This window comes from Streptomyces sp. B21-105 (genome assembly GCF_036898465.1).
Lineage (GTDB): Bacteria > Actinomycetota > Actinomycetes > Streptomycetales > Streptomycetaceae > Streptomyces.
The window spans coordinates 7,605,023-7,628,293 of record NZ_JARUMJ010000001.1; the positions used below are offsets into that span (position 1 = coordinate 7,605,023).

At 69.4% G+C, this 23,271-nt stretch carries 24 protein-coding genes and 5 pseudogenes; 18 read left to right on the forward strand and 11 right to left on the reverse strand.

The genetic code is table 11. The features are described 5' to 3' along the window. The first annotated feature begins 117 nt into the window (after positions 1-117). The gene (locus tag QA802_RS34025) at positions 118-738 is read left to right on the forward strand and encodes a TetR family transcriptional regulator (protein ID WP_334530935.1); all 621 of its coding nucleotides are present in this window, start codon (positions 118-120) and stop codon (positions 736-738) included. 100 nt (positions 739-838) lie between these two features. Further along, positions 839-1,102 (forward strand): hypothetical protein, encoded by a 264-nt coding sequence (locus QA802_RS34030; RefSeq protein WP_334530938.1) that lies wholly within the window; start codon positions 839-841, stop codon positions 1,100-1,102. 982 nt (positions 1,103-2,084) lie between these two features. On the opposite strand, the gene QA802_RS34035 is transcribed toward QA802_RS34030, so the two are convergent. Beyond that, positions 2,085-2,453, reverse strand: a complete 369-nt coding sequence (locus QA802_RS34035) for a winged helix-turn-helix transcriptional regulator (protein ID WP_334530941.1) — start codon at positions 2,451-2,453, stop codon at positions 2,085-2,087. Between the two features lie 257 nt (positions 2,454-2,710). Here QA802_RS34035 and QA802_RS34040 point away from each other — a divergent pair, with 257 nt between their 5' ends. Continuing rightward, positions 2,711-5,293, forward strand: coding sequence for an excinuclease ABC subunit UvrA (locus QA802_RS34040; protein WP_334530944.1), 2,583 nt, complete (start codon positions 2,711-2,713; stop codon positions 5,291-5,293). Between the two features lie 57 nt (positions 5,294-5,350). Then, on the forward strand, positions 5,351-6,088 hold the full coding sequence (locus QA802_RS34045; RefSeq protein WP_334530947.1) for a VOC family protein: 738 nt from the start codon (positions 5,351-5,353) through the stop codon (positions 6,086-6,088). Positions 6,089-6,323: 235 nt separating this feature from the next. Here QA802_RS34045 and QA802_RS34050 read toward each other — a convergent pair whose 3' ends face one another. Both QA802_RS34050 and QA802_RS34055 read right to left on the reverse strand, forming a co-directional pair. After that, complete coding sequence (locus tag QA802_RS34050; RefSeq protein ID WP_334530950.1) at positions 6,324-6,680, reverse strand: DUF488 domain-containing protein; 357 nt, start codon at positions 6,678-6,680, stop codon at positions 6,324-6,326. A 165-nt stretch (positions 6,681-6,845) separates the two neighbouring features. Beyond that, positions 6,846-6,974, reverse strand: a pseudogene (locus tag QA802_RS34055) (transposase); the annotation flags it as partial. Between the two features lie 309 nt (positions 6,975-7,283). Between QA802_RS34055 and QA802_RS34060 the strand changes: the two are divergent. Next, positions 7,284-8,372 carry a questin oxidase family protein gene (locus tag QA802_RS34060; protein ID WP_334530953.1) on the forward strand — a complete coding sequence of 363 codons (1,089 nt, stop codon included), beginning with the start codon at positions 7,284-7,286 and terminating at the stop codon, positions 8,370-8,372. A gap of 206 nt (positions 8,373-8,578) precedes the next feature. Here the strand turns inward: QA802_RS34060 and QA802_RS34065 are convergent, their stop codons facing one another. Further along, positions 8,579-9,310: an alpha/beta fold hydrolase gene (locus tag QA802_RS34065; protein ID WP_334530956.1), complete on the reverse strand. Its 732-nt coding sequence runs from the start codon at positions 9,308-9,310 to the stop codon at positions 8,579-8,581. 154 nt (positions 9,311-9,464) lie between these two features. Between QA802_RS34065 and QA802_RS34070 the strand changes: the two are divergent. From QA802_RS34070 to QA802_RS34080, 3 pseudogenes are all read left to right on the forward strand, one after another. Further along, positions 9,465-9,605, forward strand: a pseudogene (locus QA802_RS34070) (IS982 family transposase); the annotation flags it as partial. A 49-nt stretch (positions 9,606-9,654) separates the two neighbouring features. Continuing rightward, positions 9,655-9,865: pseudogene (locus QA802_RS34075) on the forward strand (universal stress protein); the annotation flags it as partial. Position 9,866: 1 nt separating this feature from the next. Then, a pseudogene (locus QA802_RS34080) lies at positions 9,867-10,016 on the forward strand (ATP-binding protein); the annotation flags it as partial. 33 nt (positions 10,017-10,049) lie between these two features. On the opposite strand, the gene QA802_RS34085 reads toward QA802_RS34080, so the two are convergent. The 3 genes from QA802_RS34085 to QA802_RS34095 all read right to left on the reverse strand — a co-directional run bounded on the left by QA802_RS34085 (position 10,050) and on the right by QA802_RS34095 (position 11,886). After that, positions 10,050-10,826: a class I SAM-dependent methyltransferase gene (locus QA802_RS34085; RefSeq protein ID WP_334530959.1), complete on the reverse strand. Its 777-nt coding sequence runs from the start codon at positions 10,824-10,826 to the stop codon at positions 10,050-10,052. A gap of 178 nt (positions 10,827-11,004) precedes the next feature. Then, the gene (locus tag QA802_RS34090) at positions 11,005-11,481 is read right to left on the reverse strand and encodes a DUF488 domain-containing protein (RefSeq protein WP_334535047.1); all 477 of its coding nucleotides are present in this window, start codon (positions 11,479-11,481) and stop codon (positions 11,005-11,007) included. 72 nt (positions 11,482-11,553) lie between these two features. Then, positions 11,554-11,886 (reverse strand): cupin domain-containing protein, encoded by a 333-nt coding sequence (locus tag QA802_RS34095; RefSeq protein ID WP_329446312.1) that lies wholly within the window; start codon positions 11,884-11,886, stop codon positions 11,554-11,556. 315 nt (positions 11,887-12,201) lie between these two features. Between QA802_RS34095 and QA802_RS34100 the strand changes: the two genes are divergently transcribed. The 4 genes and pseudogenes from QA802_RS34100 to QA802_RS34115 all read left to right on the forward strand — a co-directional run bounded on the left by QA802_RS34100 (position 12,202) and on the right by QA802_RS34115 (position 13,801). Beyond that, positions 12,202-12,696: a 2-oxo acid dehydrogenase subunit E2 gene (locus tag QA802_RS34100; RefSeq protein WP_334530968.1), complete on the forward strand. Its 495-nt coding sequence runs from the start codon at positions 12,202-12,204 to the stop codon at positions 12,694-12,696. Continuing rightward, complete coding sequence (locus QA802_RS34105) at positions 12,657-13,070, forward strand: 2-oxo acid dehydrogenase subunit E2 (RefSeq protein WP_334535049.1); 414 nt, start codon at positions 12,657-12,659, stop codon at positions 13,068-13,070. The genes QA802_RS34100 and QA802_RS34105 overlap by 40 nt, the downstream gene beginning before the upstream one ends. Positions 13,071-13,298: 228 nt before the next feature. Beyond that, positions 13,299-13,513 (forward strand): annotated as a pseudogene (locus tag QA802_RS34110) (hypothetical protein); the annotation flags it as partial. Continuing rightward, complete coding sequence (locus QA802_RS34115; protein WP_443042310.1) at positions 13,493-13,801, forward strand: glycosyl hydrolase family 65 domain-containing protein; 309 nt, start codon at positions 13,493-13,495, stop codon at positions 13,799-13,801. The pseudogene QA802_RS34110 and the gene QA802_RS34115, both read left to right, overlap by 21 nt. A 100-nt stretch (positions 13,802-13,901) precedes the next feature. On the opposite strand, the gene QA802_RS34120 is transcribed toward QA802_RS34115, so the two are convergent. From QA802_RS34120 to tal, 3 genes are all read right to left on the reverse strand, one after another. Further along, entirely contained in the window at positions 13,902-14,396 is a 495-nt protein-coding gene (locus QA802_RS34120) for a universal stress protein (RefSeq protein WP_334530971.1), read from the reverse strand. A gap of 154 nt (positions 14,397-14,550) precedes the next feature. Further along, positions 14,551-15,801, reverse strand: a complete 1,251-nt coding sequence (locus tag QA802_RS34125) for an NAD(P)/FAD-dependent oxidoreductase (RefSeq protein WP_334530974.1) — start codon at positions 15,799-15,801, stop codon at positions 14,551-14,553. A 2-nt stretch (positions 15,802-15,803) separates the two neighbouring features. Continuing rightward, the gene (tal, locus tag QA802_RS34130) at positions 15,804-16,925 is read right to left on the reverse strand and encodes a transaldolase (RefSeq protein WP_334530977.1); all 1,122 of its coding nucleotides are present in this window, start codon (positions 16,923-16,925) and stop codon (positions 15,804-15,806) included. Between the two features lie 1,004 nt (positions 16,926-17,929). Between tal and QA802_RS34140 the strand changes: the two genes are divergently transcribed. The 5 genes from QA802_RS34140 to QA802_RS34160 all read left to right on the forward strand — a co-directional run bounded on the left by QA802_RS34140 (position 17,930) and on the right by QA802_RS34160 (position 22,011). Further along, positions 17,930-18,454 carry a DUF2231 domain-containing protein gene (locus QA802_RS34140; RefSeq protein ID WP_334530980.1) on the forward strand — a complete coding sequence of 175 codons (525 nt, stop codon included), beginning with the start codon at positions 17,930-17,932 and terminating at the stop codon, positions 18,452-18,454. A 244-nt stretch (positions 18,455-18,698) separates the two neighbouring features. Further along, positions 18,699-20,483: a glycoside hydrolase family 15 protein gene (locus QA802_RS34145; protein ID WP_334530982.1), complete on the forward strand. Its 1,785-nt coding sequence runs from the start codon at positions 18,699-18,701 to the stop codon at positions 20,481-20,483. Further along, positions 20,480-20,962, forward strand: coding sequence for a hypothetical protein (locus QA802_RS34150; protein WP_334530984.1), 483 nt, complete (start codon positions 20,480-20,482; stop codon positions 20,960-20,962). Before QA802_RS34145 ends, QA802_RS34150 begins: the two co-directional genes overlap by 4 nt. Positions 20,963-21,114: 152 nt before the next feature. Beyond that, positions 21,115-21,612 carry a VOC family protein gene (locus tag QA802_RS34155; protein ID WP_334530986.1) on the forward strand — a complete coding sequence of 166 codons (498 nt, stop codon included), beginning with the start codon at positions 21,115-21,117 and terminating at the stop codon, positions 21,610-21,612. Positions 21,613-21,648: 36 nt separating this feature from the next. After that, entirely contained in the window at positions 21,649-22,011 is a 363-nt protein-coding gene (locus tag QA802_RS34160; RefSeq protein ID WP_334530989.1) for a DUF488 domain-containing protein, read from the forward strand. On the opposite strand, the gene QA802_RS34165 is transcribed toward QA802_RS34160, so the two are convergent. After that, positions 21,998-22,468, reverse strand: a complete 471-nt coding sequence (locus QA802_RS34165) for a hypothetical protein (protein ID WP_334530992.1) — start codon at positions 22,466-22,468, stop codon at positions 21,998-22,000. The two genes, QA802_RS34160 and QA802_RS34165, sit on opposite strands and share 14 nt — an antisense overlap. Before the next feature lie 304 nt (positions 22,469-22,772). Between QA802_RS34165 and QA802_RS34170 the strand changes: the two genes are divergently transcribed. Continuing rightward, positions 22,773-23,201, forward strand: a complete 429-nt coding sequence (locus QA802_RS34170) for a hypothetical protein (RefSeq protein WP_334530995.1) — start codon at positions 22,773-22,775, stop codon at positions 23,199-23,201. Positions 23,202-23,271 lie beyond the last annotated feature (70 nt).

The following is a 23,271-nucleotide window of genomic DNA, read 5'->3' on the forward strand; positions in this document are numbered from 1 at the left end:
CACTCCTGTCGGGCCGCGCCACCGTCGACCGAGAGAGTGGGCATGTCCACCGAACCCCCGGATCGCCCACGGTCTGATACTCGGTATCAAACTGAGTCTTTGCTGTAGCCTTCAGGTATGTCCGAGAGCGCCCGCACCGCCGACAAGTCCGCATCCAAGCCGCCCGGTCTGCGCGAGCGTATGCGTGCGACGGTCCGGGCCGAGGTGGTCGAGGTGGCCCACCGGCTCTTCACCGAGCAGGGGTTCGACCGGACGACCGTCGACCAGATCGCCACCGAGGTGGGTCTCTCCCGAGCCAGCCTGTTCCGCTACTTCGGCACCAAGGAAGACATCGTCCTGGTGCGCCTGGGGGAATCCGGCCGTCAGATCGCCGAGGCGCTGGCGGCCCGCCCCGGCGACGAGCAGCCCTGGGAGGCGCTGCGCCGGTCCTTCGACGCCCTCGGACAGGGGAACGACACGACGCCCGAGCAGGTGCTCGCCTATCTGCGCATGCTGCAGGAGACGCCGTCGCTGCGCGCCCGGCACTACGAGAAGCAGCTGGGCTGGCAGGAGCTGCTGGTGCCGGAGGTGGCCCGGCGGCTGGGCGCCGACCCCGGTGACCGGGAGGACACCCGGTCGAACGCCCTGGCCGCCGCCGCGCTCGCCTGCCTGGACGCGGCCGCCACCGCCTGGGTGGCGTGCGACGGCACGGTGCCGTTGCCCACGCTGCTCGACCGGGCCATGGACGCGCTGAAGTAACCGCTGAAGGTAGGTCTCCCACTGTCGCCCGAGGGCGGCGTCCCTTCGCCGGGATGCCGCCCTCGGGGGTGTCTGTGCCGTCGACTGTCGGCCCTGGTGGGTGGCCGCCGAAGACGACGAGCTCGGTCGCGTCCGGGTACTTGCAGCCCGACGGGCCGTCGTCCTGCGCGCAGTCCACGCCGTCCAGCTCGGCGACCTGGCGCGCCGTGCCGGTGGCCGGGTCCAGCTCCAGCACGCCCTGCGGGCCGAGCCGGTCCCGCAGCCGTCGTACGCCGGGCCGCAGTTCGGCCGGGGTCGCCCGGGCATCGCGCCGCACCAGCGTCTGCTGAGAGGGCACGGGCGGCACACCGCCGGCCGCCGGTGAGTCGGCGCCGAGCCGGGGCTGGTCCGCGGGGCCGTCCGGGGCCGCGCCCGCTGTGCCGGGCAGAAGGGTGACGGTCAGCGCAAGGCCGGCCGTCGCCGTGAATTATGGTCGCGCGCGTACTGCGCGACGAGGCTCTCGCCATTTCCTTCGTGCCTCATGGGGGGGAGGATGCCAACGACTGTGTGACGCAGTCGAGTTGTGTGCCGTCAACCTGTCGGCGCCGCCTGCCCGGAAACGTGTAACGGGGCCGGGGGTGAGGACCTGCCGACGGCCGGTGTGCCGTTCCGTGCCGCATCAACCGTGTCAGCTTCACTCCTGAGCGCCGGAACGGCGACCGGCCGTCGACTCGGCCCCGAGATAATCATTGCACAATGCAAAATAGGAGTGCCAGTCCGTCAGGCACTCTTGACGCAGTGTCAGGGGAGGCTTCGCCGGCGCCGAGGCGGACGAACGGCACGGTCCGGCCCGATCGGGCAGCGGCCGCCCGGGGCGTCGGCGGTGGAGCGGCACTTGCTGATGTCGGCAATTCGTGAGGTCGTCGCGGCTGGAGTCGGCGACTCGGTTTCTCGACGCGGGTTCAGGGGCGCCGGTGTCGCACGGGAGGATGGGTCGCATGGTCTCGACGAGTGGGTGGATGCGGTGCGCCGAGGCCCGGCCGGCACGGCATCGTCCAGCTCGTCCTGAGCCACCGCCACGGCATACGCGTCCACGGCCTCCAGTGCCGCTTCGAGAGCCGCTCGCGCCTGAAGCACCCGCTCCGGCAGCGCCTCGGCGAACACCGACCCGCCCGTCCGGGCCTTCTCCCGACAGTCGCGCTGCACGGCAACCGGTGAATTGAAGAACTCTTCAAGACCGGAAGCCGAGGCCCTCCTCGTGGCCCGCTCGTCGATGGAGGCCGCGTGGCCGGTAGGGGGCGCGCACGCGCCCTGGGCTGCCGCGTGCGGCGACCTGCGTCATGTCGCGTGAGCCGCGAGAACCGGCCTCACTTCTGGGCGTCGTGACGCTCACGCGCCGCCTGCACCTCGGCGATGTGCTTCTCCGCCCAAAGGCCCAGTGCCTGGAGCGGGGTGTGCAGGGTGTGTCCCAGCGCGGTCAACTCGTATTCGACCCTGGGCGGCACCTCGGCGTACACGTGGCGGGTGACGAGTCCGTCGCGTTCCAGCTCCCGGAGTGTCTCGGTGAGGACTTTCGCGCTGATGCCGTCGACGGTGTCGCGCAGGTCGCGGAAGCGCAGGCGTCCGGGACTGAGGGCGATGACCACCATGGCCGTCCACTTGTTGGCGATACGGGCGAGTGAGGTGCGGGACGGGCAGGTGGCCGTCATGACATCGAAGGCCGGATGCTGCGGCATGCGCCACATCCCCTCATCGGTCACGTCGAGGCGACTGGTTGCTGATGGTGAGCTCTCCGTGCGCCGCCGGCAGAGGCCGGCAGGGGCCCGGCAGGTGTTCTCTGGGGTCGCCGCGCTCAGCCTAGAGGTATCCATTCCATGGAAGCAACTTCTTGGGATTCATGTTCTGTGTATGCTGTTCGGCGGACGCTGGGAAGAACACTCGTCCGCTCCGGAGGACGAAGCCCCTCGGACGACACGCTGAGGAGGGAGAAGCGATGGCGCACGACGAGGTGACGGGCGGGGAGCCGTCGGCCGGGGTTCCGGGCGCACGAGGTGCTGACGCGGCGGAGCCGCCCCTGTCCGTCCAGGTGCACGGGGCGAAGGTCCACAACCTGAAGAACATCGACGTGACGGTGCCGCTGCGCCGACTCGTCGCGGTGGCGGGGGTGTCCGGCTCCGGGAAGTCGTCGCTGGCGATGGGAGTGCTGTACGCGGAGGGCTCACGGCGCTACATCGAGGCGCTGTCCACATACACCCGCCGGCGTATGGCGCAGGCCCCGCGTGCGGCGGTGGACAGCGTCGAGCACGTGCCCGCGGCCCTCGCCCTGCGGCAGCGGCCCGGCGTGCCCGGGGTGCGCAGCACGTTCGGCACCTCGACCGAACTGCTCAACGTGCTGCGTCTGCTGTTCTCCCGACTGGGATCACACCTGTGCCCCAAGGGTCACCGGCAGGACCCGACGATCGACGTGGCCGCCGGACTGGACCTGACCTGCCCGGTGTGCGAGGTGACGTTCTACCCGCCCGGCGCTCAGTCGCTGGCCTTCAACTCCGACGGCGCGTGCCCGCGGTGCACCGGTACCGGCACGGTCCGGGAAGTCGACGAAGCGGCTCTCGTCCCCGATCCGCGACGCACCATCGCCGAGGGGGCGGTGGCCCCGTGGTCGATGTTCGGGCTGACGGTGATGCCGCAGGTCGTCGCCGAGCTCGGGGTGCGCACCGATGTGCCGTACGCGGAACTGACCGCACGCGAGCGGGAGATCGTCCTGCACGGCCCCGCGGAGCAGCGGCACATCAGCGTCCGGTCCAAGAACGGCAAGTTCTTCGAGCTGGACTTCACCTACCGCAACGCCCGCCGCGCCGTCGAGGAGGCTCTGAACAACGCCACCACCGAACGCGGACTGAACCGGGTGAACAGGTTCGTCAGCGCCCAGGTGTGCCCGACCTGCCACGGCGCCCGGCTCAGCGAGCAGGCCCGCGCCACCCTCGTCGACGGAGTCGACCTCGCCGAAGCCACCGCGAAGACCCTCGACGAACTCACCGCCTGGGCCCCCACCCTCGTGGACGCCCTGCCGTCCGAGATGCACCCCATGGCGCGGAACATCGTCGCCACCCTGCTGGAGACCGCTCGCCGCCTGGTCGAACTCGGCCTCGGCTACCTCGCGCTGGACCGGGCGAGCTCGACCCTGTCGACGGGCGAGCGCCAACGCGTTCAACTGGCCCGCGCCGTACGCAACCGGACCACCGGCGTGCTCTACGTCCTCGACGAGCCCTCCATCGGCCTGCATCCCTCGAACGTGGACGGCCTGCTGGGCGTCATGCGCGATCTGCTCCGCGACGGCAACTCCGTGGTCCTCGTCGACCACGACGTCCAGGTCCTGCGCGAAGCCGACTGGCTCATCGAGATCGGCCCCGGCTCCGGCACCGAAGGCGGCACGGTCCTGGCAACCGGCGACGTCACGGCTCTCGGCGAGAACCCCGACTCCGTGATCGGTGGATTCCTCACCGGCCGCGAACCCGTCCTGGTCCGCCGACGGGCCGAACGCGACGTGATGTTCGACCAAGGCCGCATCCACCTGTCCACCCGACCCCTGCATACCGTGCACGCCCTGGACGTCGACATCCCCCAGGGCCGCCTGACCGCCGTGACCGGCGTGTCCGGATCGGGCAAGACCACGCTGATCCTCGAAAGCCTGATCCCCGCGCTGCGGGCGAAAGCCGCGGGCAGCGCGCTGCCCGACCACGTGAGGGCGGTGGACGCCCGGACGATCACCCGGGTGAACACGGTCGACGCCACCCCCATCGGCGTCAACGTCCGCTCCACCGTCGCCACCTACAGCGGCATCCTCGACGACCTGCGCCGCGCCTACGCCGCCACCGACGCGGCCGGGCAGCGGGGGCTCACCGCCGCGGACTTCTCCTACAACACCGGCTCCCTGCGCTGCCCCCGGTGCGAAGGCACCGGCCAGGTCTCCCTCGACGTCCAGTTCCTGCCCGACGTCGACATCGCCTGCCCCGCGTGCGACGGCGCCCGGTACGCCCCCGCGGCCGCCGACATCCGCCGCCCGGCCCCCGAGAACCCCGACGACGGGCTGTCGTTGCCGGAACTGCTCGCCCTCACCGTCGGGCAGGCGATCGAGCAGGTCGGTGACATCCGCCGGGTGAGGACCCGGCTCCAAGCCCTCATCGACCTCGGGCTCGGATATCTCACCCTCGGCGAAGACACCCCCGCCCTGTCCGGCGGCGAGGCACAGCGGCTGAAGCTCGCCACCGAGCTGACCCGCGACCAGTCCGACACCCTCTTCGTCCTGGACGAACCCAGCGTCGGCCTCCACCCCCTCGACATCCGCACACTCCTGGACGTCCTCCAGCGGCTGGGCGACAACGGCGCCACCGTCATCGTCATCGAACACGACCTGGACATGATCGCCAACGCCGACTACGTCATCGACATGGGCCCCGGAGGCGGCGCCGCCGGCGGCACCGTCGTCGCCACGGGAACACCCGACGACCTCGCACATGACCCGCACAGCGTCACCGCCCGCTACCTCAGCCGCCATCTGCACCCGACGAAGCCGTGAACCGACCCGGCAGGGCAGCGGGACCTTCACGACGGACCCCCTTCTAGAATCTTCGGCATGGCGACACGACTCGTGCAGATCAACATGAAGGCCCTGGACGACCTGCTGCTCGGCCGGTTCTGGGCGGAGGCACTCGGGTGGGGTGTCGACAGTGAGGGACCCGGCGTGACCAACCTCGAACCCGTGGGCTTCGCCTACCCCGCCCCCGCGGCCGTCTGCATCGACCTCGTCGCCCGACCGGAACCCAAAACGGTGAAGAACCGGGTCCACGTCGATCTGGCCACCACCTCGACCGCACATCAGACGGAGTTGGTCGCGCGCCTGAGGGATCTCGGCGCGAGGCCCGCCGACGTGGGTCAGGGCGAGGTCCCCTGGACGGTGATGGCCGATCCGGAGGGCAACGAGTTCTGCGTCCTGGAGCCCCGTCCCCGCTACCGGGACACCGGGCCGATCGCCGCGGTGGTGGTGGACTGCACCGACCCACGGGAGATGGCCCGGTTCTGGGGCGAGGCGATGGACTGGACGCTGCACGAGGTCACCGACGACCACGCGTCCATGCGCTCCGCCGAAGGCGTCGGGCCCTACCTTGAGTTCGTGCGCACCCCCGACACCAAAAAGGTGTGGAACCGCGTCCACCTCGACGTCTGCCCCTACCCCGGTGACGACCCGGCAGCAGAGGAAGCCCGACTGTGCGCCCTGGGCGCCACCGACCCCGGCGTCGACCGGTCCGCGATCCACTGGACGGTTCTGGCCGATCCGGAGAACAACGAGTTCTGCCTCCTTTCCCCTCGCTGACCTGGAGCAACCGCTCGGACACTCGCAGTGTCCGTCGCGTCGGCAGGCCGCGAACCGGCCGCGAACCGGCTTGTCGGCCGAAATTCCCGCCGAAGTCAGCGACCCGAACCGCGCACGGGAGTCGAGTTCCGGGTAGCCGGCCGGCGGCAGGACGCGCTCCGGTGTGCGGGCGGCGCCGTCCAGCCAACTCGTCGTCCACCCCGGGCCGGCCGGGACGCCGACCGTCCGTGGTCCGTCAGCCTGCCAGCCACTCGGCCAGAACCGCCGCCTGGCTGTGATCCACGTCCTTGGTCGCCGTCAGCAGTGTCAGCCGGTCGTGGGCGGCGAGGTCCCGCAGGCGCCCGGCTGCCTCGCGGTGTCCCGCATCGCGCAACTCGGCGCGGTAGCGGCGGCGGAACTCGGTGAAACGATCCGGTTCGTGGCTGTACCAGCGGCGCAGTTCGGTGGACGGGGCGACATCGCGCAGCCACTCGTCCAGGTGCGCGTCCTCCTTGCGCATGCCCCGCGGCCAGATGCGGTCGACGAGCACCCGCTTGCCGTCCTGCGGCGAGGTCTCTTCGTAAACCCTGCGGTAGGTGATCTGTTCGGCCATGACAGCACCCTCCCGATCGATCGGTCCGCATCCGGCGCGGAGCCGGACGACAGCGGCGACTTCATCTGTGGGAACGGGGCAATTCGGATGATCCCCATTCTACCGTCGGGTGATCCGGTCGACTCCGACGCGAGCGCGGGTCCGTGACGTTGTCGGCGCACTCGGGGACTCGGGTCGGTCCTTGAGCCCGTCGCAGACGAGCATGAGCACGTCGTCCAGGCCGCGGTTCTTCAGCTCGGTGAACACGTGCAGCCAGTACTCGGCGCCCTCGCCGCCGTCGCCGGCCCGGATGCCGACGGGTACGGTACGGCCGGCAGGGAAGCGGCGCAGCGCAGAGTTCATGGTCACGTGGGAGGCTATGAAGCCGGGCGAGCAGTTTCCACTCCCTGGGCGTGTGACGCTCGTGGCTCTTCCTCGACAGCTGCCGGACCCGACGTTCGCCGCCACGGTGATCTGCTGTTCGCGCTCACACCGCTCGGCTTCCTTGTACGGGCCGCATGCTCCCGTTGCACGGGTTGAAGACCGAACTTAGGTCTGCAGGCGTACCAGGCGTACGTCGCAGGTCCGTTACGTCCGGTCGTCGCGGTCGCTAGCGTCGGGATCATGGACACCACCGGGACCCTCGACGAAGCTCTCCAGCGACTGCACGACTACGGCCCTGAACGCGACGGTTGGTTGTCCAACCACGGTCCGATGGCGGTGGAGGCGTTGGTCCGCAACGGTCACGCGACCACGGTGCACCGCTGGCTGGACTACTACCGCGACAAGCTGGAGGACCTGCCCCGTGCCACCGATCCGATCACCGCGGACGGATGGCAGGAGGCGTTGGGTGATCCCCGCCGGATCGGCGACTGGACGGCGCACTTCGTTCGTCAGACCGCCGACCGGCCGTGGCGCGAGGTGCTGGTGGAGTGGTGGCCACGCCTGCTTCCGGGCATCGCCGCCGGTGCCACCCATCCGGTGATCCGTGTCGGCCATGCCGTCCGCACCCTCCTGGACGACGAACACGGCAACGACGCGGGTGCCGGGTCGAGCGCCGACCCGCGTACCGCAGAACTGGCCCATGGCCTCGCCTACTGGGCGGCCCGGAGCCTGCCGACGCCCGGCGCCGCTGCGCCGGGCGGCACCGTCGGCCCGGGCAAGGCGCTGGACGGCATCCCGTTGATCGCGGACAGGGACGGGGGCTTCCGTGACGGCATCGCGCAGCTGGCCGGAACGCCCGGCTGGACGGCGGCGACCGCCGCGCTCAGCCCGGCGGTGACGCCTGAGGACTCCCGCGACGTGCTGGCCGAGCTCGTCCGGGCAGCCGCGTACCGCTACGCCACGCACGGCCACCTCAGCCCCATCATGCTGGTGCACGCCGCCACCGCGCCCAACGCCGTGCTGCGCACCCTGCCCGCGCTGCCGCCCCTGCTGTGGGCACCGAGTCTGAACGCCGCCTGGACGGCGAGCGCCGCGGTGACCGCGCTGTACTCAGCAGCGACCCCGGTGCCGGCGTCCGAACTACCGAAGGTCCCTACCGGATCGGTGGCGGACGCCGCACAGGAAGTCTTCGCACGCGCGGCTGAGCACGGTGACGAGCACGTGGTGAAGTTCGCCGACACCGCGCTGGACGTAGCCGCCACCACTGGTAGCACCGGCGCGCTGGTGGCCGCAGCGCGGGCCTGCGAGCTGATTGGCCCGATTCCGTAGCGGAAACGAGCAACTGAACCGTTCCGGGTTCGGTAGGGACTCGATCATTTGAGAGGACCGAGTCATGGCACGTCCTTCCCAGTACGTCCGACTCCCACGACTGGATGATCAATTCCAAGGGGTGTCTTGTGACTGAGCATCACAGCTGAGTGCGCGGTCGCTGTCGAGGTGTTGAGGGGCGCCAGGTGATCCCGGCCGTGGCGTGCTCAGCTGACGGCAGGGAGTTGGCCGGCGAAGCGGCGGACGGCATCAGTGAAGGCATCGGGGTCGTCGAAGTTCGCGAGGTGTCGTGCCCGCGGGATCAATTCGACGCGAGCGTGCGGATGCGCGCGGGCGAAGTCCGCCTCCCCGGCGCGGAAGACGGCGTCCTTCTCGCCGTTCAGGATGAGGACCGGAGCCTTCACGAAACGCATCGCACCCGCGTCGAAGCGTCCGAGCACTTCGTCCCAGGCCGCTGGCAAGGTATGGAAGGCGTAGCCGGCACGGATGGTCGCCTCCACCACTTCCCGTGGGTAGAGCCGTCGTAGCAACCGGTCGTTCCACCGGGCCAGGCGATCCGCCGGCATGCGAGGGACCAGCCTGGCGACCCACCGGTAGGGCGCTGCCCGCAGGCCGCGGGTGGAGGCGCTGGCTCCCGCAAGGATGAGCCCGCGCAGTTGTTCCGGACGGCGCCGCGCGAACTCCAGCGAGGCATATCCGCCGAGCGAGTGCCCGACGACCAGAGCCGGCCCGCGGTTGAGCGAGTCCACCGCGGAAGCGATGATCTCCGTCGCAGTGCTCAGGCTCCAGTGCTGAGCCGAGCGTTCTCCGTGGCCAGGCAGGTCGACGGCGATTACCGGGAATTCGTCCCGGAGCGCGGCAAGCTGCATGCTCCACTGTCCCGCGCTGAAGCGTGTCCCGTGAACGAAGACTATGGGCACCGCATCCGCTGCTGTCATCAGTCCCCCCAGGTGACGCCGTCCTCAAGCCGACTCTACCGGCGGGATCTTTCTCGTGATCAAGGGAGATGCCAGAAGGTGTTCAACCGGCCAACTGTGTGGCGCTCAGTCACGTGCCTGCGGACACGAGAACGAGGGTGTCCAAGATTGTTGTGTGACGAACAACCTGGACACCCTCGCGACAGCACTTCATGCGACAAGAGACGATCTGCTGAAGGAGCGTCCGGACTTGGCGCCGTGGCGGCCGTCCATGGGAATCGCGCCGCAACTCACCGGGATGGGCGCAGTACGGCTACTGCGCCAGCCCCGGCGACCGGCGGCAGGCCGGCCACCCCCGCGTACGCGGGATCGGGGGATTCCTCGTCGGGTCCGTCGGCACGGCAGTGATCGCGCACACGGAGACCCCTGTCATTCTGGTACGGGCCGGGGAGCAGGCCGCAGATGAGCACGAGGCGGATCCGGCGGGCATCCCGTCCGCCGCCACCGCGTACCGGCCCGTGGTCCTCGGCCTCGACACCGGCCACCCCGACGACGCGGTGATCGCTTTCGCCTCGGCGGCTGGACCAAGACCTTCACCGATCCTCGCCTCTGCGCGGCCATCGTCGACCGCCTCACCTTCAACGGCACCATCATCGAGACCGGCACCGACTCCTACCGCCTCGCCACCACGCGAGCACGCGCTGAGGAACCGGCCAAGGCTGGCTGACACCTGCCCTCCCACGCCGAGAGGTGGAGTCACCTACTCACCGGCGTGGGCCACGAGCAGCGGCTGGAAAAAGCCCGTCTCCTGCGGCATCCGCCACTCGGGGTCGACAAACCCGGCCTCGGCTGCGAGGCCGGCCAGCCGGTCCCGGCCGAGTGCCCAGTAAGTAGTACGGCGGACCTGGACGCGCCATTCGCCGCCCGCCGGAAGCAGTTGGAAGTGCTCCAGGTCGTAGTGCTCGCCGTCGTCGTGCCAGTGCCAGAGCTGGAAGGTGACGGTCCGTTCTTCGCCCTCGTCGCAGTCGACGTTCCTGTGGACTTGAGGAGGCGTCGAAGCCGGGCGGTCGCGCAGCAGGTCGTCGTAGTGGCGTGTGCTGACCAGCAGCAGGCCCTCGGGACGCAGCACACGGCGCATCTCTGCCAGGGCGGAGTGCACATCCTGCTCAGTCAGCAGGTGAGGCAGCGAGTTGTCGGCGCAGACGACCGTGTCGAACCGGCCATCAGGAAACGGGAGGCGTCGCATGTCAGCAGCGGCCGTGCGCAGGCTCAGGCTCCGGCGGGCGGCCTCACGGGCAGCGCGGGCGGCGGCGCGGGGGCTGAGATCGGTCCCGGTGACCCTGTGCCCGCGCAGCGCCAGGCCGATGGCCTGCGTGCCGACGCCGCACGAACAGTCGAGGACCGCCGTGCGATCTTGGCCGATCAGGGCGTCCAGGGCGCCCCCCTGCCGACGGATGCTCGCGTCCCAGTCTGAATAGATCAGATGGTAGTCGTCAGCCAGTTCGTCGTAGAAGCGCGCCACCGATGTCTCGGGCATGGCCCGAGATTACCGTGCCTGCTTCCCCGGAGGTGCCGGTAATCCCCGTGATCGGCGCGAACGCCGCCACTGACGGCAGCACCGTCATTTCCCGTGAACATCTGCGAGCGCGTTGATCGCCAACTGCTGTCGAGACTCATCGACGAACGCTGCTGCTGAACGTGAACGAAGCCACCCTTCAGTGCTGGTCATACACCAGGAGGCCGTCGTCACGCAGCCGGGCACCAGGCGTCGGCCGGTGTTCGGTCAGCCGCCCGTCACGGGACAGGTGCAGCACCGAGGTTCCGCGCGCGAGTACCGCGAAATCGGCGATGATCCGCCGGTGGCAGCGCCACCACACCGCCTCCGCGCACATGACCGTGGTGCGTACCGTCGCGGCCTGCGTGAGCAGCTCGTCCATTGCCGCCACGAACTGCGGGTCCCGTGTGTACCCGGCGTATCCGCGGAAGGAGGCGTTCTGCCAGAACGTGTCGGGTGAGTCCGGCGCGGTCCTGCGGAAGCCCCCGAGTCGGGGTTCCCACCGGTAGGCGATCCCCTGACGCGGCATCCACTGCTCCAGCGCTCCTCGGTTCGTGTCCGGGTTGTGGCGGCTTCCCGGCGCAGTGCGGACGTCGACCACCGCCAGCACCTCGGCGCCGTCGAGGAGGGCGGCCATCTGTTCTCTGGTGGCGGTGCTGTGCCCGAAGGTGAGCAGCTGTCCGCGTCTTTGGTCTGTGCGGTTCACACGTCAGCCGGGTTTGGCGACGGTGAGAAGCACGGCTGCGTCGTCGATCGCCTGGAGGGCGTGGCGGGCTGGGGGGATGACGATCAGGTCGCCGCTGCGCCCCTCCCAGGTGGTCTCGCCGCTGGTGAGCCGCACGCGTCCGCGCAGCACGAGCAGGGTTGCCTCTCCGGGGCTCTCGTGCTCGGCCAGCGACGTTCCGGCGGTCAGGGCGAGGACGGTCTGGCGCAGGGTGTGCTCGTGGCCGCCGTAGACGGTGGTTGCGCTGCGCCCGCTGGAGGTGGAGGCGGCCCGTTCCAGTTGCTCGCGGGCCTGGGCGTCCAGGGAGATCTTCTGCATGTGTGCGGTCTCCAGGTATGTGTGGCGGCATTCATCCGCCGGTATGCCGTTCGAACAGTCCCACATGGCTGGACGCACCGACTGGCACCGACACCTACCCCCTCGCCGGATCGGTGGGGTGTCCCTGTCGGCTACGGCGGCCGTATGGCGTATTGCCCATATTTCACACAGTGTGGATATACGTGAGAGCAGAAGGGGCGAATTTCATGGGTGGACGGGACTCGGCCTCGAACGTCGTGGTGGGTGTCGATGGCTCGCCTTCGTCGCATGCCGCGCTGCGGTGGGCGGTCCAGTATGCCGAGCTGATCGGCGGTGATGTGGTGGCAGGCTGCCTGGGAGCTGCCGTGGGCGTACGGGTGGCCCGCGCCCGCGGTGGATCCCACGTTCGACCGAACGACCGGGGAGCAGGGCCTCGTCAACCAGGTGCACCAGGTTCTCGGCGAGTCGGGCGCCGCCGAGGTGCGAAAGCGTCTGGTCAAGGGCAATCCCGTCGAGGTGCTGCTCGGTGAGGCGGAAGGGGCCAAGGCCCTCGTGGTGGGCAGCCGGGGCATGCACTTCTACCTGACCACCGTCACCGAGCCGCTGCTCGCCTTCCGCGCCGACATCAACGCGCAACTCGGCGAACCCGGCCCCCGCATCAGCGTCACCGACCTGCTCGTCAAAGCCTGCGCGACAGCTCTTCGCACCCACCCGCAGGCCAACTCCTCCCGGGACAGCACCCGCAGGCCAACTCCTCCCGGGACAGCACCCGCATCCTGCGCCACCGCCGCATCCACATCGGCATCGCCGTCGCCCTCGAAGACGGACTGACCGTGCCCGTAGTACACGACGCCGACCGCAAGACCCTGACCCAGATCGCCCGCGAGGCCCACGCCCTGGCCGACAACGCCCGCGCCGGCCGCCTGGCCTTGCAGGACCTCAGTGGCGGCACCTTCACCATCAGCAACCTGGGCCCCTACGGCGTCGACCACGTCGCCGCCGTCATCAACCCGCCCGAGGCCGCGATCCTCGCCGTCGGCGCCGCGCAGACCCAGCCCGTCATCCGCGACGGTGAACTCGCTGTCGGCACCACCATGGCGCTGACCTTGTCCATCGACCACGGCGTCCTGGACGGCGCTACCGCCGCCGCCTTCCTTGCCGGCCTCAAAACGCTCCTCGAACACCCCCTGGGCATCGTGCTGTAGCCGATGACGACGCTGCCCGATCACGCGTCCGCAGGCCGCCTGGGCGGCCTGCCTGCGCCACCCGTCGGCACAGCGAGGTGCACGACGAACCCGGCCCACCACGGCATCCGGTCCTCTGCACCGCCCGCCTTGACCAGCCAAGCCGCCCGGAGGTGCCGCAACAGACCAGCCGCAGTCAGGGCCACGGCCCGATCGTCCGCGACCGTCACTGACTGCCGGAGGCCCGCCATGATCACCCATCCTGCGTACGCCGTTGAACCGTGGTGCCTGCGCGAGAGCGAGCTCGACCTGGACGTGCGGAGCAGAGCGAGTCGGTGTTCGCCCTGGCCAACGGTCATATCGGCTGGCGCGGCAACCTGGACGAGGGCGAGCCCCACGGGCTGCCGGAGACCTACCTCAACGGCGTGTTCGAGTTCCGTCCGCTGCCGTACGCGGAGGCCGGACAAGACGCACTGTCCTTCGCCCCGCGACTGCCCGAGCAGATCAGTCGGCTGGTTTTCGCCGTGCAGTTCCGCCAGCGCTGCGTGCGCGTGGACATCTCCCATCAACAGGCCACGTACACCTTGCTGGCGGGCACCGAACTCGAAGTACACCACCATGGCAGCCCGTTGAAGGTGACCAGGGACGTCCCTTGCAGCGGGCCGATACCCGCTGTCCCTGACCTGCCTGAACCGCAGCAGCCGCCCGGCCGTGGTCCAGCCCACCGCAGATGGACGGGGCGCAACGAGTGAGTCCACACCCGAAAACGAGGGGGTCCACATCCGAACAGCATTCCTCGCCCCCAACAGACGATACAGAGAGGCGACATGCCACCGTCGCTCCTTGGATGCGTCAGGAGGAGGCGCCGCGGGAGTCGGCCGGAACGACGACGACGGGCAGGTGAGCGTGGTGCACGACCTCGGTGCTGGTCGATCCGAGTGTGAGGCGCCCCCAGGCGCCCGAACCGCGGGTGCCGACCACCAGCAGAGAGGCGTCCTTGCTCGCGTCCAGCAGGACCTGCGCCGGGCGTCCCGCCTCGGCGATGATCTCCACCTCCACGTGAGGTCCGCCAAGCTGCTGCTGTAGTTCGTGGACCGTCTCGGTCACCGCCTGCCGGGCGACATCGTGGAGCTGTTCGTAAAGGGTGGTGGCACCCTCCGGCACGGCCATCCATCCGTAGCCGGTGTAACGAGCGGGGGTGTAGTCGTAGGCACAGACCGCCCGCAGACCGGCGCCGCGCAGCTGTGCCTCGCGCAGAGCGAAGAGCACGGCGTGCCGGGCGTGCGGGGAGCCGTCCGTGCCGACCACGATCGGACCAGCCGGGACAGGCGCGGGAGTGTCGGTCATCGTGAATCCTTCCAAGGCGGCTCGCGTCGGCCGGGCAGCAATCTGATGAGCGTTCAGGAAGCGGTCATCGCATCTGTTACACCACTACCGGTGCGGCCACTGCCCTTACTGACCTCACTGCACCGGCCGCGATCATCGCCGCTCGCTCAACCGCTCACCGGTGCTCGACGCTGGGGAGGAGAGACTCGAGAGGCACCTGTGGGTCGGTGAGCATGCTTGTGTCGACGGGCTGGGCGGTGCGGACGAGGGCCTGGAGCTGGTCGTTGACGTCCCAAATATTGACGTTCATGGCTGCGAGCACCCGGTTGTCTGCGAGCCAGAAGGCGAGGAACGCGCGTCCGGCCACGTCACCGCGGAAGACGACCTGGTCGTATCCGCCGGGCTCGACGTACCCGGCGTACTCCATGCCCAGGTCGTACTGGTCGGTGAAGAAGTAAGGGACGCGGTCGTACACCGCGTCCTGCCGGCCGAGCATTGCCCTGGCCGCGGTCTGCGGCTGGTGCAGCGCGTTGGCCCAGTGCTCGACGCGGATGTGCTTGCCCAGCAGCGGGTGGAAGGCGTTGGCCACGTCACCGGCCGCGTAGACGTCCGGGTAGGAGGTACGCAGCCGCTCATCGACGCGGATGCCGTTGTCGACCTCCAGGCCCGCCTCCTGCGCCAGCCCGATGTTCGGCATGATGCCGACCCCGACGATGACCACATCGGCTTCGATGCGGGTGCCGTCGGACAGCCGCACCCCGTCCGCCGCGCCGCCGTTGCCGGTGATCTCGGCGACCTGAACGCCGAACCGAAGATCCACACCGTGATCGCGGTGCAGGTCCGCGAAAACCTGCGCGACCTCGCGGCCGAGGACCCGCAGCAGCGGCAGCTCGGCCATCTCCAGCACGGTGACCTCCACACCGGCGATGCGAGCGGCAGCAGTGGCCTCCAGCCCGATCCATCCCGCACCGATGACCACCGCCCGTGAGGCGGACTGGAACGCCTCCTTGATCCGGTCGCTGTCCTCGACCCGCCGCAAATACAGCACCCGCTCCAGGTCCGCACCCGGGACAGGCAGGCGGCGCGGCGAGGATCCGGTGGTCAGCAGCAGCTTGCCGTAGCCCACCCGGCTGCCGTCCGCGAGCGTCACCTCGCGCGCGCCCGGGTCGACGGCGGTGACCGCGATGCCGAGCCGCAGGTCCACGTCGTGTTCGGCGTACCACTGCGGCGGATGGACGTAGATCTGCGCCCGCGCGTCCTTACCCGTCAGGTAGCCCTTGGACAGCGGCGGCCGCTCGTAGGGCCGTTCGCTTTCGTCGCCGATCAGAACCAGCGGGCCGTCGAAGCCCTCATCACGCAGGGCCTGCGCGGCCTTGGCCCCGGCCAGGCTGGCCCCGACGATCACACACGCGTCGTTCGCGGACATCGTCAGTTCCCTTCCCGGGCTGCGGGACGGCTCCGCAACGTTTCGGCGAGTTGCTCGGAGAGCTGCTCCCAGCTGGCGTCGAACTTCGACACGCCCTCGTCCTCAAGGGTCTGCACGAGGTCGCCATAGTCCACGCCGACGGTCCGCAACCCAGTGAGAACCCGCTCAGCGTCGTCGTAGTGGGCGCGGACCGAGTCGGCCGGTACTCGGCCGTGGTCGGCGACCGCGCGCAAGGTGGCCTCCGGCATGGTGTTGACCACGCCGGGTGCGACCAGTTCGGTCACGTAGCGGGTGTCGGGGTAGGCGGGATCCTTGACGGAGGTCGAAGCCCACAGCGGACGCTGCGGATGGGCTCCCGCCCCCCGAAGGGCTTGCCAGCGGGGTGAGGAGAGAACCCGCTCGTAGTGCTGGTAAGCCAGCCGCGCGTTGGCGATCGCCAAACGGCCGCGCAGCTCGACAGCCTGCGCGGTGCCGGTCTTGTCCAGGCGTGCGTCTGCCTCAGCGTCGACGCGGGAGACGAAGAACGAAGCCACCGAACCGATGCCGGACAGCTCGCGGCCCGCATCGCGGGCGCGTTCCATCCCGTCAAGGAAGGCGTCCATGACCTCGTCATAGCGGGCTAGAGAGAAGATCAGCGTGACATTGATGCTGATTCCCTCGGCCAGGCACGCGGCGATCGCCGGCAGGCCCTGCCGGGCAGCCGGGATCTTCACGAACAGGTTGGGCCGGTCGACCAGCCACCACAGCGCCCGCGCCTCTGCGATCGTCGCCGCCGTGTCGTGCGCGAGTCGGGGATCGACCTCGATGGAGACCCTCCCGTCGACACCGTCCGTCGCGTCGTAGACCGGGCGCAGCACATCGCAGGCCCACCGGACGTCGGTGGTGGTCAGCGACCGCAGCGCCTCACCGACCCCGACTCCGCGGGCGGCCAGGTCACGGATCTGCGCGTCGTACGCGTCACCGCTCGTGATGGCCTTGGCGAAGATCGTCGGATTGGTGGTCACCCCCACCACCCGGTCCCGCGCGACCAGGTCCGCGAGGCTCCCGGACACCAGCCGCTCCCGGCTGAGATCGTCCAGCCAGATCGACACGCCGGCATCGCTCAGTGCGTTCAAGGGATTCATTACGCTGCCGCTCCTCCCGCGCGCCAAGCGGACGAACTTCCTGGTGCTCGTCCACGGCCCGCACCAGAGCCTGCCTGTCGCTCCATCGTCTCTGGAAGGTCGGTGGCCCGCATCCGCACACCGGGCCTGGCCGACGGTGTGTCGCCCTGGCTGCACCGTTCACCAATGCCGAATACGTCCGTGTTCGTGACCCTTGCCATCACGCATACGGCTGCCTCCCTGTTCCGGGCCCGGCCGGTACCGGGAGGCAGCCGGGACGAAAGATGAGGCCATGAACTCTCGCCTCGTCAGGGCACGTCGCCGACGCCGTAGGGCGCGTAGAGGTCGAGCAGCCGCACCCGGGCGGATCTGAGCCGGCTTCCGATGACCTCGGCGACACCCACAGCTCGTGCCACAGCTCCGGGTCCTTCCCGCACAGCTCACGGACCACCGTCGCATCGAACTCGTAGGCGCGCACCGGGTGGTGGCCTCGGCTCCGAGGTACCAGTGATGACGAGGACCAGCCAGGACCAACCCAGCAGTTGCCGAACCCGAGTCTCTCGATGACCGCCGCGGGGCGGCCGGGCACGCGGATGTCGAGAGCAACGGTGCCCGTGCGGATGATCCAGAAGCGGTCGCCCCCGCTGCCCTCGTCGAAGATGCGCTCGTCGACGTCGAACGACACCTCGCGAGCGAACGACATGAGCTGGCGGCGATGCTCTCTGGTCAGGGCGCTGAAACGCCGGTCCTTGCAACCACGATCGCCTTCCCCATCGCTTTCACGATGAGAAGGTTGCGCCCCCCCGGCACCACAAAAACAACCGACCACCGTCGGGGCGGCGACCCCGGTGGCTTTCGCGTAGTAGGCCCCTCGCCCCGAGAAACCTTCGGGCCAACCGAGGTGAGAGGCCAGGACTCCTCGGGGGCGGCAATCCCGGAACCGCAGGTCGGCCCCCGTTGGCGCTCCTGTCCATCGAGGGAGAGCCTGGAAAGGCGTAGCACGGACCAACCGGCCTGGAGGTGCCATGTACAGCAAGATCACCATCGCCAGCCACCCTGTTCACCCGATGCTCGTCGGTTTCCCCATCGCCTGCTACACCGGCACGCTGGTGGGTTTCGCCGTCTATGCGGCCAATGGGCAGCAGTTCTGGCTCAACCTGGCCATCGCCCTCAACATCGCTGGGGTCGGCACGGCACTGCTGGCAGCCCTGCCCGGCATGGCCGATCTGGCGTTCGGCATTCCCCGCCGTTCGGCGGCCAAGACCGTCGGCATTGCCCATGGCGGTCTCAATGTCGCGGCGCTGTGCCTCTTCGGTGCGAGCCTTGCCATCTACGCCACCCATTGGGACAGCCCGGCCAACGGCGTCACTGCTGGACTGGCCCTGTCCGCTGCCGGGCTCGCCTGCACGCTCGGGGCTGGCTTCCTGGGCTGGACGCTGGTCCAGGACTACCACGTCGGCATCCGGCTCACACCCCTCCAGGAAAGCGATGAACAGGCGGTGCAGAACGCCGAACTGATCCACCTGCATCGTGGCTCCCACGTGGCGTGAGCGGCATAGCCCAAACCCTGAGCGGCGGGAGCTGTCGGCCGGCCGTTCCACGGACACTTCCTTTCCGCACCCCTGGCCGGCCTCCTCCTCGACCAGGAGGCAGTGGATTAGCGAAAAAGGGCGCCTTCAGGTGACACCTACACCGTCCAGTTCGGGTTCTCCATTGCCGGCACCGGACATGCCCGGGAGCCGGCAGCCGGACCTGCCAGACCTGTCGGACGTCCCGGCCGGCCGACCGGCACGCGTGGACGGATACACGGAACTGCGGAACTATGCGGTGATCGGGGACGGCCGCTGCGTCGCGCTCATCGCCCGGGACGGCTCGGTGGACTGGCTGGCCTGGCCGGACCTTGACTCGCCGACCCTGTTCGCCGCCGTGCTCGACCACGTCCGAGGAGGACGGTTCCTCCTGCAGCCGGAGGCGCCCTACACCGCCTCCCGCCGTTACCTGCCTGGCACCAACGTGCTGGAGACGACGTTCACCACCGCGGGCGGCACGGTTCGGGTGACCGATGCACTAACTATTCCCGGCCCCCGCTCCCTGGCGCCTGGCCGGGAGCTGGTCCGGCGGATCGAGGGCCTGGCGGGCAGCGTCCCCATGAGCTGGAGTGTCCAGCCGCGCTTCGGCTACGGCACGCACTCCCCCCGGCTGACGCGTCGCGCAGGAGTTCCCGTCGTCACCTTCGGTCCTGAGGCGGTCGGGATCTGTGCCTGGAATGCGGGGGAGCCGCAGCCCACCTCCGACGCCGTCGCATCCCGCTTCCGTACCGACGTGGGCACCCGGTCCCTGCTCGCGCTGCCGTACGCACACCGGGAACCGCTGGTGCTCCCCACGCGCGCCGACTGCGAGGCCCGGCTGGACCACACCGTCGCCACCTGGAGGGAGTGGAGTGACGGCCGCACCTACACGGGGCCCTGGTACGAGGCGGTGCTGCGCAGCGCCCTCGCTCTCAAGCTGCTGGTCTTCGCCCCCTCCGGCGCAGTCGCCGCCGCGGCGACTTGCTCATTGCCCGAGGAGCTCGGTGGGCAACGCAACTGGGACTACCGCTTCAGCTGGATCCGCGACTCCGCTTTCACGCTGAACGCCTTCCTCAAGCTGGGCTGCGCACCGGAAGCGACCGGCTACTTCTGGTGGCTCATGCACGCTTCCCAGCTCACCCATCCCCGCCTGCACGTCCTGTACCGACTCGACGGCGGCGCCCGCGCACCCGAGAAGACCCTTCCCCTGTCGGGCTACCGCGGCTCGACGCCCGTACGCATCGGCAACGCCGCCGCCGACCAGCTCCAACTGGACACCTACGGGGAGTTGATGCAGACCGCGTGGCTGTACACCGCCGCGGGCCATCGGCTCGACGCCGACATCGCCCGCCGACTGGCCCAGACCGCCGACTTCATCTGCAGAACCTGGCAGCAGCCCGACATGGGCATCTGGGAGGTCCGCAGCGCTCCCGAGCACTTCACCCAGTCCAAGATGATGTGCTGGGTCACCCTCGACCGCGCCCTCGACCTCGCACAGCGGCGACTGATCCCCGACCGGCACGCACCCGTCTGGCGGCGCGAACGGCAGGCCATCACCGAATTCATCGACGACCGCTGCTTCAGCCCGCGGCTGAACAGCTACGTGCGCTCCGCCGGCAGCGACGAACTGGACGCCGGCCTCCTACTCGGGCTGCTCCACGGCTACCGGTCGCCCGACGACCCCCGCATGCGCGGCACCGTCGCCGCCATCCAGCAGGCATTGCAGGACGGCCCGTATCTCAACCGCTACCTCGGCGCCGACGGAGTTCCCGGCAGCGAGGGCGCGTTCCTCGCCTGCTCCTTCTGGCTCGCCGAAGCCCTCGCCCGAACCGGCCGCGCCGACGAAGCCGCCCACCTCATGGACCAACTAGTGCCCCTCGCCAACGACGTCGGCCTCTACAGCGAGGAGATCGACCCCACCACCGGCGAATTCCTCGGCAATCTGCCCCAGGGCCTGTCCCACCTCGCCCTGATCAGCGCCGCCTGCGCGATCGGGCAGGGCACACGGTGAGCATCTGGGCCGCACTGGCGGGCGGGCTTGTCGGCACCCTGGTCCTGACCACCGGCCTGCGCGCGGCCAACGCCTTCAGCATCACCCGCATCGATCTGCCGTTCCTCCTCGGGACCGCCTTCACCAGTAACCGGACCCGCGCCAAGGCCATCGGCTACGGCGCACACTTCATCAACGGTCTGATCTTCGCCCTGCTCTACTACGCCGTCTTCGTCGCCATCGACTACAGCAGCTGGTGGCTCGGATGCGTCTTCGGCCTCGTCCATGGCCTGTTCGCCACCACCGCGCTCGTCAACATCCTGCTGCCGCTCGTCCACCCGCGCATGGGCCAACCGGAAACCACCGCCCCCCATGTCGCACTGCTCGAACCACCCGGATTCCTCATGCTCAACTACGGGCCCGGCACACCCGTCATCACGCTCACCGCACACCTCGCCTACGGCACCATCGTCGGCGGGTTCCTCACATGGTCAGGCTGAGAACCCGTGACCGCGTCCCCTGATGGAGGGCCTGCTGGACGCTTCCAGCGAGCACGACACGGTCCGGGTAGCGTGGAGACCGGACCGGGAAACCGGGAAACCTCCCAGGGAAGCCCTCGCATCGCGGTCGAAGTCGGTTGGAAGGGGGCCTTATGGCCTACCCACATGAAGCGGCGTCCTCCGGCCCGCAGCCTGCGCATCTTGCACCGGATTCGGAGCCGACGGGTAGCGGACCGGACGCGCGCGGACCCCGGCTGGCCTCGGTCGTGGTGTTCGTTCACGACCACGACGCATCGGCGGACTTCTACGGGGAGCTGCTGAACATGAAGGTCACCGTACGCACCGCGACTGCCGCACTACTCGTGAGCCGCAACGGCTTCCAGGTGTACCTGCGCGCCGTGGGCTCGCACGCCATCCACCCGACGGGCCACGTCGGCGCGCACTACGTGATCTGGACGGCTGACGGCCCCGACGACTTCCAGCGGTGCGAGCGCGTACTCAGAGCCCGCTCCGACCGTGTCGACACCAGGGAAGCTGAAGGCTTCACCCTCATCGAGGGCCGGGATCCCAGCGGTCTGCCGGTCCTCGTGGCATATCCGGGACCTGACGAAGTTGCACGGCTCGAGATCATCTCTCGCTACTACGTGTGATGCCGGAAGAAGCGAAGACTCGGCAGGAGGCCCTTCATGGCACACAAGCGAACGGTGCACGTCCGCCGCGTCTACGACACACCGGCGCAGACCGACGGCGCCAGAGTGCTGGTCGACCGCCTCTGGCCCCGTGGCATGACCAAGGAGAAAGCCCACCTCGACGAGTGGTGCAAGCAGGTCGCACCCTCGGCAGAGCTGCGCAAGTGGTACCTCCGCAACCCCCATCGTTTCGCGGAGTTCAGCCACCGCTACCAGGCCGAGCTCCAAGATCCCGAACGTGCAGATGCCCTGGCGCACCTGCTTGACCTCGCCGAAGACGCCACCCTGACACTCCTCACCGCCACCAGACATCCCGAGACCAGCAAAGCCGAAGTGCTTGCCGCGCTCATCCGGAGCTGACAGCACAGGAAACCGGTGTCAGGTATCGGATGCCGCCGTCGCCCGCGGTGATGCTGCGCGTGGAGCCGTGCGGGAGCCAGAGCAGCATGCCCTCGGCCACGTGCTGCGGTTCGTCGGCCGTGCCGATGCCGACGGTTCCGTCTCCGTCGACGACAACGAGCAGGACATCCAGGTCCGGTTCGGTGTGGGTCTTGATGCGCTCACCGGGTGGCAAGTGGATGAAGTTGGCGTCGAGCTGGCGTCCGGGCTCGGCCAGTTTCCACAGTGCTCCCATGGTTGCGGGCACCTGGCCGGTCAGCACCCGGGTGTCGCACAGGATCTGCGGTACAGCTTCCTGCGGGTCATCGGCGGCGTGCCGCTCAGTCATCCGAGCCCGCCTGCCGGCCGATGCGGACCTGGTCCGATCGCGCAACCGCTCACCAGCCCCGACGTCTCCGATCAACTGGCCGTCGTCCACCTGGAACTGTCCGCGGGCGGCGCCCTGCCCGAACACGACCACGGCGCGCCTCACGGATCGTGCTGATCCCCCTGTCCGGCTCGGTCGAGCTCTGTCACGAAGGAGCGAGACGGACGCTGTCCGCTGGTTCTGCCGCGCACGTCGCTACCGGGGAGCGCGTCAGCCTCGTCAATCCCGGCACGGAACCGGCATCCCTCATGGTGGTGGCTTTCCCGCCGGAATTCGCAGGCCGGCTGGCGTCCTGGCCCGTCGCCTGACCGCGTATGCGCGCCAAGTTGATCCGTAGGAGAAGGGCAGTGCATCGATGAACCACACGTCAGCCGCCGTAACCGGTGCGGCGGCCTTCGTATGGCTCGGGATGGTGCTGGCCATCTCGTTCCTGGAGACGCCGTTGAAGTTCCGCGCCCCCGGAGTGACCGTCCCCATCGGACTGGGTATCGGCCGACTCGTCTTCCGAGTGCTGAACCTCGCCGAGACGGCACTGGCCGGCGTGGTGGTCGTCGCGGTAGCCGTGGGAAGCGCACCCGCTGCGGTCCCCCTGCTGGCCGTCGTCGTGGCCGGCCTGCTCCTCGGCCAGCTGACCGTGATCCGCCCGCGGCTCAACCGGCGGTCCGACCTGGTACTGGCCGGCGAGGACCTTCCGCGTTCGCGCGGCCACCTGCACTACGTGATCGCCGAGATTGCCAAGGTCATGCTTCTGATCGGCCTCGGCATCAGCGTTTTGGCCGTGTGACCCGCCATCAACGCCGATGCACGGCTCAGGCGGCGCCCTCTCGGTAAACTGCGTCGCATTGTCCTGAACT

Coding starts and splice junctions, on each gene's coding strand:
- QA802_RS34160 (WP_334530989.1), top strand. CDS start 21,649: ATGGCACACAAGCGAACGGTGCACGTCCGCCGCGTCTACGACACACCG.
- QA802_RS34040 (WP_334530944.1), top strand. CDS start 2,711: ATGGCGCACGACGAGGTGACGGGCGGGGAGCCGTCGGCCGGGGTTCCG.
- QA802_RS34060 (WP_334530953.1), top strand. CDS start 7,284: ATGGACACCACCGGGACCCTCGACGAAGCTCTCCAGCGACTGCACGAC.
- QA802_RS34085 (WP_334530959.1), bottom strand. CDS start 10,826: ATGCCCGAGACATCGGTGGCGCGCTTCTACGACGAACTGGCTGACGAC.
- QA802_RS34095 (WP_329446312.1), bottom strand. CDS start 11,886: ATGCAGAAGATCTCCCTGGACGCCCAGGCCCGCGAGCAACTGGAACGG.
- QA802_RS34045 (WP_334530947.1), top strand. CDS start 5,351: ATGGCGACACGACTCGTGCAGATCAACATGAAGGCCCTGGACGACCTG.
- QA802_RS34025 (WP_334530935.1), top strand. CDS start 118: ATGTCCGAGAGCGCCCGCACCGCCGACAAGTCCGCATCCAAGCCGCCC.
- QA802_RS34170 (WP_334530995.1), top strand. CDS start 22,773: ATGAACCACACGTCAGCCGCCGTAACCGGTGCGGCGGCCTTCGTATGG.
- QA802_RS34065 (WP_334530956.1), bottom strand. CDS start 9,310: ATGACAGCAGCGGATGCGGTGCCCATAGTCTTCGTTCACGGGACACGC.
- QA802_RS34035 (WP_334530941.1), bottom strand. CDS start 2,453: ATGCCGCAGCATCCGGCCTTCGATGTCATGACGGCCACCTGCCCGTCC.
- QA802_RS34050 (WP_334530950.1), bottom strand. CDS start 6,680: ATGGCCGAACAGATCACCTACCGCAGGGTTTACGAAGAGACCTCGCCG.
- QA802_RS34120 (WP_334530971.1), bottom strand. CDS start 14,396: ATGACCGACACTCCCGCGCCTGTCCCGGCTGGTCCGATCGTGGTCGGC.
- QA802_RS34090 (WP_334535047.1), bottom strand. CDS start 11,481: ATGGCCGCCCTCCTCGACGGCGCCGAGGTGCTGGCGGTGGTCGACGTC.
- tal (WP_334530977.1), bottom strand. CDS start 16,925: ATGAATCCCTTGAACGCACTGAGCGATGCCGGCGTGTCGATCTGGCTG.
- QA802_RS34140 (WP_334530980.1), top strand. CDS start 17,930: ATGTACAGCAAGATCACCATCGCCAGCCACCCTGTTCACCCGATGCTC.
- QA802_RS34100 (WP_334530968.1), top strand. CDS start 12,202: ATGTGGTGGCAGGCTGCCTGGGAGCTGCCGTGGGCGTACGGGTGGCCC.
- QA802_RS34125 (WP_334530974.1), bottom strand. CDS start 15,801: ATGTCCGCGAACGACGCGTGTGTGATCGTCGGGGCCAGCCTGGCCGGG.
- QA802_RS34155 (WP_334530986.1), top strand. CDS start 21,115: ATGGCCTACCCACATGAAGCGGCGTCCTCCGGCCCGCAGCCTGCGCAT.